Annotated in this window: 16 protein-coding genes; 9 read left to right on the forward strand and 7 right to left on the reverse strand. The window is 62.7% G+C overall.

The window, feature by feature from the left end; all coding sequences use genetic code 11:
- Positions 1–22 precede the first annotated feature (22 nt).
- The 4 genes from QM467_RS01305 to QM467_RS01320 all read left to right on the forward strand — a co-directional run bounded on the left by QM467_RS01305 (position 23) and on the right by QM467_RS01320 (position 2,168).
- Positions 23–292, forward strand: coding sequence for a hypothetical protein (locus tag QM467_RS01305; RefSeq protein WP_283364473.1), 270 nt, complete (start codon positions 23–25; stop codon positions 290–292).
- Entirely contained in the window at positions 289–1,482 is a 1,194-nt protein-coding gene (locus QM467_RS01310) for a DegT/DnrJ/EryC1/StrS family aminotransferase (protein WP_283364474.1), read from the forward strand. Before QM467_RS01305 ends, QM467_RS01310 begins: the two co-directional genes overlap by 4 nt.
- A 38-nt stretch (positions 1,483–1,520) precedes the next feature.
- On the forward strand, positions 1,521–1,820 hold the full coding sequence (locus QM467_RS01315) for a 2Fe-2S iron-sulfur cluster-binding protein (protein ID WP_283364475.1): 300 nt from the start codon (positions 1,521–1,523) through the stop codon (positions 1,818–1,820).
- A 132-nt stretch (positions 1,821–1,952) separates the two neighbouring features.
- Positions 1,953–2,168: a hypothetical protein gene (locus QM467_RS01320; RefSeq protein WP_283364476.1), complete on the forward strand. Its 216-nt coding sequence runs from the start codon at positions 1,953–1,955 to the stop codon at positions 2,166–2,168.
- Between the two features lie 99 nt (positions 2,169–2,267).
- Here the strand turns inward: QM467_RS01320 and QM467_RS01325 are convergent, their stop codons facing one another.
- Both QM467_RS01325 and QM467_RS01330 read right to left on the reverse strand, forming a co-directional pair.
- Positions 2,268–2,693, reverse strand: a complete 426-nt coding sequence (locus QM467_RS01325; RefSeq protein ID WP_283364477.1) for a SufE family protein — start codon at positions 2,691–2,693, stop codon at positions 2,268–2,270.
- Between the two features lie 143 nt (positions 2,694–2,836).
- Positions 2,837–3,481, reverse strand: a complete 645-nt coding sequence (locus QM467_RS01330) for a glutathione S-transferase family protein (RefSeq protein WP_283364738.1) — start codon at positions 3,479–3,481, stop codon at positions 2,837–2,839.
- 137 nt (positions 3,482–3,618) lie between these two features.
- Between QM467_RS01330 and QM467_RS01335 the strand changes: the two genes are divergently transcribed.
- The 5 genes from QM467_RS01335 (at position 3,619) to QM467_RS01355 (ending at position 6,070) form a co-directional block, all read left to right on the forward strand.
- The gene (locus QM467_RS01335; protein ID WP_283364478.1) at positions 3,619–4,083 is read left to right on the forward strand and encodes a Rieske (2Fe-2S) protein; all 465 of its coding nucleotides are present in this window, start codon (positions 3,619–3,621) and stop codon (positions 4,081–4,083) included.
- 2 nt (positions 4,084–4,085) lie between these two features.
- Positions 4,086–4,376 (forward strand): DUF6156 family protein, encoded by a 291-nt coding sequence (locus QM467_RS01340; protein WP_283364479.1) that lies wholly within the window; start codon positions 4,086–4,088, stop codon positions 4,374–4,376.
- Positions 4,373–4,540, forward strand: coding sequence for a hypothetical protein (locus tag QM467_RS01345; protein WP_283364480.1), 168 nt, complete (start codon positions 4,373–4,375; stop codon positions 4,538–4,540). The genes QM467_RS01340 and QM467_RS01345 overlap by 4 nt, the downstream gene beginning before the upstream one ends.
- Positions 4,537–4,938 carry a group II truncated hemoglobin gene (locus QM467_RS01350; RefSeq protein WP_283364481.1) on the forward strand — a complete coding sequence of 134 codons (402 nt, stop codon included), beginning with the start codon at positions 4,537–4,539 and terminating at the stop codon, positions 4,936–4,938. The genes QM467_RS01345 and QM467_RS01350 overlap by 4 nt, the downstream gene beginning before the upstream one ends.
- Positions 4,939–5,236: 298 nt before the next feature.
- The gene (locus QM467_RS01355; RefSeq protein ID WP_283364482.1) at positions 5,237–6,070 is read left to right on the forward strand and encodes an alpha/beta hydrolase; all 834 of its coding nucleotides are present in this window, start codon (positions 5,237–5,239) and stop codon (positions 6,068–6,070) included.
- Positions 6,071–6,131: 61 nt separating this feature from the next.
- On the opposite strand, the gene QM467_RS01360 is transcribed toward QM467_RS01355, so the two are convergent.
- The 5 genes from QM467_RS01360 to nifS form a co-directional block, all read right to left on the reverse strand.
- Positions 6,132–6,950 carry a class I SAM-dependent methyltransferase gene (locus tag QM467_RS01360; RefSeq protein ID WP_283364483.1) on the reverse strand — a complete coding sequence of 273 codons (819 nt, stop codon included), beginning with the start codon at positions 6,948–6,950 and terminating at the stop codon, positions 6,132–6,134.
- A 242-nt stretch (positions 6,951–7,192) separates the two neighbouring features.
- Positions 7,193–7,432, reverse strand: a complete 240-nt coding sequence (locus QM467_RS01365) for a hypothetical protein (RefSeq protein WP_283364484.1) — start codon at positions 7,430–7,432, stop codon at positions 7,193–7,195.
- A gap of 47 nt (positions 7,433–7,479) precedes the next feature.
- Positions 7,480–7,719 (reverse strand): hypothetical protein, encoded by a 240-nt coding sequence (locus QM467_RS01370; protein ID WP_283364485.1) that lies wholly within the window; start codon positions 7,717–7,719, stop codon positions 7,480–7,482.
- Positions 7,720–7,750: 31 nt separating this feature from the next.
- Entirely contained in the window at positions 7,751–8,908 is a 1,158-nt protein-coding gene (gene nifV / locus QM467_RS01375) for a homocitrate synthase (protein ID WP_283364486.1), read from the reverse strand.
- A gap of 7 nt (positions 8,909–8,915) precedes the next feature.
- On the reverse strand, positions 8,916–10,100 hold the full coding sequence (nifS, locus tag QM467_RS01380) for a cysteine desulfurase NifS (protein ID WP_283364487.1): 1,185 nt from the start codon (positions 10,098–10,100) through the stop codon (positions 8,916–8,918).
- Between the last annotated feature and the right edge of the window lie 3 nt (positions 10,101–10,103).

Below are 10,103 nucleotides of genomic sequence, written 5' to 3' on the forward strand. Positions count from 1 at the left end.
TCATTGCGAGTGAGGGCGGAACATGGCGATCAAGGCGGAAGAACTGCAGGAAATCGAGACGCTGCTGAACGGCGCCGAGGCGGATTCGTCCCTGCTGCCTGCGCTGCGGCTGAAATTTCCGCATCTGAAATGGTCGCACTGCGACGCGTCCGACGTGATCGAGGAGCCTTTCCGCTCTTTCGCGGCCTATGACCTGCATCTGATGGACGTCAGCAATCATTGTCCGGTTGTCGTCACCGAGCCTTCGGCGGCGAGCGGGGCCATTCTCGCGGTGCGGAGCGTGACGAGATGACCGAGCCGGCGCTGGAGCACGACGAGATCGAAGATATCGACGTCGACGCGGTCCTCATTCCGCTGTCCGATCCCGACATGACGACGCTGGAGCTGGAGGCGGTCGATTCCGTGCTTCGCACCTCGCGGCTGTCGCGCGGCCCGGTGGTCGAGCAATTCGAAAAGGAATTCGCGTCTTATCTCGGCCGGCGCTACGCCATCGCCGTGCCGAGCGGGACGATTGGGCTTCATCTTATTCTTACCGCCAGGGGGATCGGTCCGGGCGACGAAGTGATCGCGCCGAGCTACGGCTTTCGCGAGACGGCGCAGGCCATCGCCATCATCGGCGCGACGCCGGTCTTCGCCGATATTGATTATTGGTCCGGCACGCTGGCCGCGGCAAAGGCCGAAGCCAGGATCACGCCCAATACGCGCGCCATTCTCGCCTCCAACGCCAACGGCCATCCGGCCGATTGGGGGAGCCTGCGCGAACTGGCCGACAGGGCCGGGCTTCTGCTGATCGAGGATTCGAGCGAAGCGATCGGCTCGAAATACAGGGATAAGCTCGTCGGAACTTTCGGCGACGTCGCGATCTTCGACTTCGCCCAACCCTCGCCGCTCACCTGCGGCGAAGGCGGCATGATCGTCACCGACGATCCCGACCTCGCCATGGCGATCAAGCGAATCCGCGCGCACACGCCTGAGGAGCGCTCCTCGGTCGCCGTCAGCGGCGCGCCGGCCCTGCAGGCGCAGATCAGCGACATTTCCGCGGCGCTTGGGCTGGCGCAATTGCGCCGGCTCGACGAGATCCTCGAGAAGCGCCGGACGATCGAGCATTACTACGAGAAATACGTGCAGTCCTTCGAGGGCATCAAGCCGCCCTATGTCGCGCCGGACGTCACGGAGGCGCATTGGTTCCTCTATGTCGTGCATCTCGGCACGCGTTTCTCGAAATCCAGCCGCGACGCCATCATCGACGATCTCGCAACCGAGAAGGTCGAGTCGACCGGCTACTGCAACCCGTTGCACCTCCAGCGCCATTACGTCGATCGCGGCTGGCGGCGCGGGGATCTCTTCGTCACCGAGAAGCTCGCGGACCGCGCGGTTGCGCTGCCGTACCACTGCCATCTCAGCGAAGAAGAAATCGAGTTCATCGTCGCGACCATGAAGGACGCGTCGGTCAATGTGGGGGCCGGAGCCGCCATCTATTGATGCGGCCGGCGTTACCAATAGCAAGAGAGGGAAAATCAATGTCTCTGGTCACTTTTGCGCCTTCGGGCAAGGAATTGGAAGTCGCTGAAGGGACGACGCTGCTGGCGGCGATCCTCGAGTCGGATCCGGCCTTTCCCCACAAGTGCGACGGCAACGCCAAATGCGGCTCCTGCCACATCTACGTGCTCGAGGGCCGCAAGGGCGTCAGCAAGACGACCCGCGAGGAGAACGAGAAGCTCGATTCCATCGTCGGCGTCAGCTCCAAGTCGCGCCTCGCCTGCCAGGCCAAGGTGCTCGGGACGGAAAACATCAAGGTCGAAATTCTGAGCTTCGTTTGATTTCGTCGCCCTGGCGAGAGGGCCCGGGCAGCGTAAACCGCGCGACGCAAAAAATTGCGTGCGCAAACCGCTTTTCCGGCGGCGGTGTTTCGCTGCCGGGAAACGGAGTCTCAGGGAAAAGGAGTGTGAGAGATGGCGCCTACCGAAATCGTGATCCACGCGCGCTATGCGCCCGATGGGACTTGCCTTGAGATCGGCGAACGTCCCGCCGACATCAGCGCGCAGCAATGGTATGCCTTCCTGTATGAGAAGGTCGGCCAGACGGCCCAGCCGCTCGCTGGCGGACGCCTCATTTTCCGCGTGCCGGCGACCGAGCTCGCCAATCTTCAGGCCGCCGCGGCCGCCTGAAATTCAGCAACGCGCATGAAGCAAACCCGCCGGGGCTGACGCCACCGGCGGGCTTTGTTTTGGCGTCTGCAGGGCGCTCAGGCGGCGGCAAGAGGCCGTTTAGGCGGCGGCAAGCGCGCGCGTGGCGTCATGCTTGATGCGCTCCACCATGGAGCGCAGCCCGTTGGAGCGCTGCGGCGTCAGATGCTGCTCGAATCCCAGGCTGCGGAACAGCGCCTGGGCGTCGGCGCCGATGACGTCCCGGGCCGTACGGCCTGAAAAGAAAGCAAGCGTCAGCGCCACCAGGCCGCGCACGATATGGGCGTCGCTGTCGCCGAGGAAATGCATCACGGGCTCGCCGTCCGCGCCGGCTTCGATGCTGGTCTTCAGCCAGACCTGGCTGGCGCAGCCGCGCACCTTGTTGGCCTCGTTATGGTCTTCCTCGGGCAGCGGCTCCAGAGTCCGGCCAATCTCGATCAGATAACGATAGCGATCGTCCCAATCGTCGAGGAATTCGAAATTTTCGATGATTTCGTCGATGGTCATTCCATATCCCTTCGATCCGCTTGCGCGGCGCGATGCAAGAAACGCGCACTTTACATTCGGGGGCGCCGCCGGAACGTCCGCTTCAATCCTAGATGGCGTCGTGTCGGTCTTGCGACAATAGTTCGGTCACAAATCGAGTTCTGTCATATTTCGGCGCGCTGGCCTAGCGTCTCGGGCCGATAGCCCTCCTCGCGCAAGACCCGCGACACGGCGGGGCGCTCAAGCATGGCGCGATAATGCCGCAGGACGTTCGGCGGCAGGTCGATTTCGGTCTTGTCAGCCCAGAATTCGACATAGAACAACACGGCGTCGGCCACGCTATAGTCGCCCGCGATCCAGCTCTTGTCTTCCAGGGCCTTGTTGACGATGGAAAAGGTCTTTTCGACCAAAAGGCGGCCCTGCGCCTTGACGCTCTCATGCAGCGAGGAATCCGGACAGAAATTGCCGGTGGCAAAAATGCGGGCGAAGCCGTGGCCGTGGATCGAGCCGGCGACAAAAGTCATCATTTCCAGCGCGCGAGTCTCGTTCTCGACGTCTTTCGGCCAGAGTTTTCCGCGCCCGCGCGCGCGTCCCAGCCAATAGGCTATCGCCGGGACTTCGGTCAGCACCGCGCCGTCCGGACGCATCAGCGCCGGGATGTTGGCCTTGGGATTGATCGCCAGATAGTCCGGCTTGAACTGGTCGCCCGCGGGCAGGTTGACGATATGGGCCTCGAAGATCTCTTCCAGCTCTTCGAGAATGATGTGGATCGCCGTCGAGCAGGAGCCGGGCGTCATGTAGAGTTTCATGTTCATCGGGCGATCAGCGCTCCTTATTGTTCGTCCATGGCGTGGCTCATGCGAAAATTCGCCATGGCATGGTTCATGCAAAAAGTGGCGCACTGACCGAGGCTTTCGTCCGGGGACACCATGAACGCGACGACACCATGAGCGAGACGACACAAGGGCCGGGGCCCGACGAGGTTTTCGTGATCTGCGCGATGGACGCCGTCGCGCCGGGCGCTGCGAAGGCTTTCGATCTCGCCGAGGCCGACGGGCAGGGCGGCGCGAAGCCGTTCCGCATCGTCGTCGCGCGCAACAAGGCCGGCCAATATTTTTCCTACCGCAACGCCTGCCCGCACCAGGGCGTGTGGCTGAACATCGGCTCCGGCGCCTTTCTCGACGAGACGGGCGCGCAGCTGAAGTGCGGTCGCCACGGCGCGACCTTCGCCATCGAGACCGGCCATTGCATCTCGGGCGCCTGCGAGGGCGCGCAATTGCAGAGGCTCGACGTCGAAGCGCTCGACGGCGACCTTTGCATTCGCGGGGTGACCCTGGTCGAGGACGATCCGCCGCTTCGCCATGACGACGACATGGACGAGACGATGGAAATCACCATCCATCCGGGTTAAGCATGACCGAGACCCAGCAAGCCTGCCGTTACTTCCTCGCCACTTCCGGCGTGAAGCTGCCGCTCAAGCTCGTCAACGAGATCGAGGCGGGGGCGCTGTCGAACCGCAACACCTATATCCGCGCCAGCTATGACGCGTCCGGGCTGTTGCTGAAATTCGAGAAAATGGTCTATGGCGACGTTGAATTGAGCCATAGCTACACCTATGACGAAGCTGGCGTGTTGCGTCGCGCGGAGATCCTCATGCTGGACGAAGACCCGACCGTGCTCGAATTCAACGGCGCCCCGGCATGACGGTCGCCGAGCTTGTCGAGGCTTTGGCGAAATTGCCGGCGGACGCCGTGGTGCTGATGGAAAGCGACGGCGGCCTGTCTCTGGTCTCGGCGCTTGATTTCGTCGCGGCGCAGGGACCCGGCGCTCCGGCGGAGGTGATCCTTCTGCCGAACATGGAGGAATGAGTTTGAGCGAGACCATGGCGGAAATCTCGATGTTCGAGCGGATCGGCGGCAAGGCGGCCGTGGATCGTCTGGTCGACGCCTTTTACGGCCATATGGACAGCTTGCCCGAAGCCAGGACCATCCGCGACATGCATGCTGGCGACCTCGGCCCGATCGGAGACGTGCTGAAGCGCTATCTGACGGAATGGACCGGCGGCCCCAAGCTCTACTCGCCGGAAAAGGGCCATCCCCGCCTGCGCCAGCGCCACATGGGCTTCCCCATCGACAATGCCGCGCGCGACGCCTGGATGACATGCATGCACAAGGCTCTGGTCGAAACGATTTCGGATGAGGTCGCCCGCGAAGAACTCGAAGGCAACATGAAAAAGCTCGCCGACTGGATGCGCAATCGCGAGTAGGCCTGGCGCGAACGCGAATTGAAACTGGCCATCGGCCAGCACGATTAACCGGAATTGGACAAAGGCCAAAGTCGCTGTCACAACCGGCGGACATGAAAACGCGCGCTCGCGATTCTCGCAAACACATAATACCAAAGCGAAAATATCGTACAATTTGACCTATGGGATAAATGGTCGACAGTTATTATAATTATATATTAACTTTTATTACTCTAAATCCTCCAACATAGCCGATTGGCGATGCCGGAAGCGAATCAAATGTGCCCGGCAGCACAGTTGTGCGGAGGAGAAGCACGCGATGCCGCGATCCGACGGCCTGTGGGACAATCGGCTGGAAGTCATTCGACGGCGTTGCGGCGCTGAAAGCAAGTATCCGCCGCTCTTGTTCGTGCACGGCGCCTGGCATGGCGCGTGGTGCTGGGATCATGGGTTTCTGGACCGCATTGCGCAGCAAGGTTTCGAAGTTCATGCAGTGAGCCTGAGAGGACATGGCAAAAGCGCGGGATTTGACAGCCTGCGCACCACCCGTGTGCGGGATTATGTCGACGACATCGACGAAGTAGCCCACAGCTTGCGCTCTCCCCCCGTTATTATCGGCCACTCGATGGGCGGATTTCTCACGCAAAAGCTCATGGAGCGGAGGTCCCTTCCCGGCGCAGTCCTGATCGCGTCGATGCCTCCAGGCGGCGTCGCAGGATTTGCGGGCAAACTGATCCGCACCGATCCGGTCGGAGTGCTTCAGGCCCAGCTCACGCTGCAATTCAGATCGATTGTGTCGACCCCCGACCGTGTCAGACGCCTGTTTTTCTCCGAACTTATGCCCAATGCGGATATCGATTTCTTCACGTCGCAGTTAGGAGACGAAGCCCTCCTCGCCTTCTTCGACATGCTGTTCAGCGATCTGTGCACGCCGGCGAACGGAACGCCGGTCCTTGTTCTCGGCGCCGAAAACGACGCAATTTTCTCGGTTGAGACGACGAAGCGCATCGCCGCGACATATGGAACCGAAGCGGTAATTTTCCCGGACATGGCCCATGACATGATGCTGGAGGCGGGCTGGGAAAAGGTGGCGGACACGATCGCCGATTGGGTTCGCGGCGGCTGCCAACAGCAAATCCCGGTCGCCGCGTGACAGACGTCAGGAGGCGGGCCGATACTGTCCATTCTCGGACTGGAAACGAGGTTTCAACTCGTCAGGGCCGCACAGCCCAGGCTCCCACTTGGGGCAATGAAACGAACTGAGCGCGAGACGCCGCAGCGGTCGCCAAAAGGCGCTCATAGAGAGTCGCGGGATCGCCTATTTCGGAATGATCGAGTCCCAATTGTTGGATAATCGGCAGGAACACGCGATAGGACGTGACGACATAGCGCGGCAGGAAGGAATCTGCGCCGGCGACGATTGACTCCCAGATTACCTGGGCATTTGGCAAACCGGCCTCTTCAAAGGTGGCGATTATTCTTCCGGTCACATCGTGAGCCGGAAGCACAACACGGCATGCCGAAACAATGCTATCGCCGATCATTCGATAGAGTTCGTTCGGAGGTCGCACGTCGCCGTTCGACTGGAACGCGCCTTCCAGAAAGGCGACAATGCCGCCGGTTTTAACCGCCGCCGCTGTGCGCCGCACCATTTGCGCCGGGTCGCGTTGATGGACAAGAACGTAGCGTCCGATCGCAGCGTCGAACGGCGCATATCGTTCGAAGCTCTCGTCATTGGCGACGTCGAACTCGATCTGGCTGTATTCCGCCTGATCGGCACGGCTGCGCGCGACATCAATTGCGTGCCGCTCCCGGTCTACGGCGACCACGGTTCCGTTCATTCCGACAACATCAGCAAGAAGCATCGACACGTCGCCCGCGCCGCAACCTATGTCGAGCACGCGCATGCCCGGGCGGATCCCGCATTCATGGATCAGCCGACGGGTCGGGCCTTCCAGAACCTTGGCCTGGAGTTGCAGGCGTTCAATTTCCGCATCGGAGTGGCCGAGAACATAATTGGAAGATCCCGACACGAGCGATCTCCTGGACGGCAGATCAGGTGAAGTTTAAACATGGCATCTGTGAGCTGATCTGTAAACCGCGAGTCGCCGACGGGTCAAAACGGCCCGTTCGGGCATAAGACGTTTTCTGCCGTCCTGATCCATTTGCTGGTGAGAACCGGGCGTTAGATTTCGACCGACAGGAGCGAATGAGAGGCAGAGGCGATTCAGGGAATTCGTTGCTCGCGACCAGTCGCGCGCAAGGCAAACCCGATTTACAAAGGCGCCCCAAAATAATCCTCTTCGTCGCCGCCCCAGGCGCGATGCAGGCCGAGCGCGTTGGACCAGACCGCCTTTTCCGCCTCGTCCGCTTCGCGGTAGCTCAGCGAGGCGTCGGGGTTTTCCGCCAGTAGCCAGCTTTTGCCGTTGCGGAGAAAGCGCTGCAGCCCTTTCATGTCGTTGGGGCGGACGACGCAGCGCGGTTTTTCGTCGACGAGAATGGTCATCGGAACCATAGCTGCGCTCCTTTTTGCGGTGCAAAGGCCTTGCCCAGAACCCTTGCTCAGAAACCATCCTTGGCGGCGGCCCAGGGATGGGAGCCGGGAACGAGCTTGGCCTTGATCCCTGCCTTTTCGAGGTCCGCTTCCGTTTTGTAAAGGGTGGCCTCGTGGATCAGCGCGCCGTTCTTGGAAAGAACGGCGACATAGCGCGCCGGAAGATCCACGTCGCAATGATAGCCGCCGCCGGGTTCTTCCGTGCTGCGAAGATCGCCGTTCCAGTCGACAAAAAAGCCCGCGCTCATTCCTGCTCCTCAGATGTTGCTTGAATTGTCGTCAGAGCGAGTCGTGACGTTCACTCCGCGCCATTTCCTCGCACGCCAGCTGGCGCACGCGCGCGTCGGGCACGAGGGACTTGGTGAGCTTGGCGATGGATTTGACCCGCGCCAAAACCGCCGCGCCAACGCCGCCGCCGATGTCGAGGCCCGCGGCCGCGCAGATCGCGCGCACGGCGGCGATGCCGGAATGCTTGCCGATCACCACCTTGTGGCGGCGCCCCAGCATGGCGGGGTCGAGGCCCTGATAGGTCCGTACGTCGGAAAGCAGGCCCGCGACGTGAATGCCCGATTCATGCGTGAAGATATCGGCGCCGACGATAGGCTTTGCACGTGGAATGGAATCGCGCGCGGCATGGGCGACCAGGCCGGCCAGAGGCTCCAGTCGGGTCAGATCGACGCCGGTGCGGGCGTCGGCCGTGCGCGGCAGGGCGACGCAGACTTCCTCCAGCGGGGCGTTGCCGGCGCGCTCGCCCAGACCTAGCACGGTGACGCTGGCGTGGCTGGCGCCCGCGCGCATCGCCGCCAGCGTATTGGCGGTGGCGAGACCGAGATCGTTATGGCCGTGGAACTCGACCGGCAGGTCGGTCACTTCGCGCAGCTGGCGGATATATTCATAGGTCGAGAACGGATCGAGCAGGCCGAGCGTGTCGGCGAAGCGGAAACGGAACACGCCGAGCCGCGCCGCCGCCCCCGCGATCAGGGCGACGTCGCGCAGATCGGAGCGCGAGGAATCCTCGCCGCCCAGCGCGACTTCGAGCCCTTTTTCGCGCGCATAGCCGATCACCCGCGTCACGCGCTCGGCGACCTCCTGCGGCTCGCTTTTCAGCTTCACGCGCATTTGCAGGCGCGACATCGGGGCGGAAATATTCACGACCTTCACGCCGGCGCGCAGGGCCGCGTCCACATCCGCCTCGTTCAGGCGGCACCAGGCGGTCACGCGCGGCCCGCGAATGGCGCTGGCGATGGCGGCGATGGCCTCGACTTCCTCGTCGCCCATGGCCGGCGTTCCCGCCTCGATCTCGTCGACGCCGGCCGCCGCCAGTTCGCGCGCGATGGCCAGCTTTTCCGAAAGCGAGAACACCACGCCGGGCGCCTGTTCGCCGTCGCGCAGGGTGGTGTCGTTGATCTGGATGCGGTTGGAGGCGACGCCGGTCATTTGGGCCTCACGCGACTTGCGAGGAGCGGACTTCCGCCCATAATGGCGATTTTTCCCGGGTAGCGGCGACGATCTCCGGCAACGTAGCGAGGACCTGGGAAATGTCGTCCTCCGTGCTTTCGCGCGAAAGCGAGAAGCGGATCGCGCCTTGCAGCGCGTAAGGCGGGATGTTCAGCGCCCGCAGCACATGGCTCGGCTCCATTGAGCCGGAGGCGCAGGCCGAGCCCGAGGAGGCGGCCACGCCCGCGCGGTCGAGCTTGTGCAGCACGGCCTCGCCATCGGCGTAATCGAAGGAAATATTGCAGGTGTTGGGCAGGCGGCTGTCGCCGCCGCCATTGATGCGCGCGAGCGGGATCGCCGCCAGCAGGCCGCTCTCCAGCCGGTCGCGCAAACCCTTGATGCGGGCGTGATCGGCGGCGAGGTTCTGCCGGGCGATGTCAGCCGCGAGGCCGAGGCCCACAATGCCGGGCACATTTTCCGTGCCGGCGCGGCGGCCGCGCTCCTGCTTGCCGCCGCGAAACAGCGGGCTGAACTTCACGCCCTTTTTCACGTAAAGCGCGCCAATGCCCTTGGGGCCGTGAATCTTGTGGCCCGACAGCGACAGCAGGTCGATGGCGGCGCCCTTCAACGCCATGTCGATCTTGCCAAAGGCCTGCACGGCGTCGGTGTGGAACATGGCGCCCACGGCCTTGGCCTCGGCGGCCAGTTCCGGGACCGGGAAAATCTTGCCGGTCTCATTATTGGCCCACATGATCGAGACAAGCGCGGTCTTGTCCGACAGAGCGGCGCGATAGGCGTCGATATCGAGATCGCCTTGCGCGTCCACGCCGATGTAATGCACTTTGGCGCGTCCGGTCCGCTCCAGAGTCTGGCAGACATTCAGCACGGCGGGATGTTCGACCGCGCTGGCGACGATCTCGTTGCGCTCGGGCGAGGCCTCGAGCGCGGAGAAGATCGCTGTTGTGTCGGATTCCGTACCGCCCGAGGTGAAAACCACCTCGTGGTCGAATTCGGCGCCGAGCAGGGCTTGGACCTGCTTGCGCGCCTCTTTCAGCGCGGGGGCCACCGCCGCGCCGTAATCATGTGTCGAGGAGGCGTTGCCGAAGGATTCGGTGAAGAACGGCAGCATGGCCTGAACGACCTGGCGGTCGACCCGTGTGGTGGCGTTGTTGTCGAGATAGACCACAGCCATGCC

This window comes from Rhodoblastus sp. 17X3, assembly GCF_030056575.1.
Classification (GTDB): Bacteria; Pseudomonadota; Alphaproteobacteria; order Rhizobiales; family Beijerinckiaceae; genus Rhodoblastus.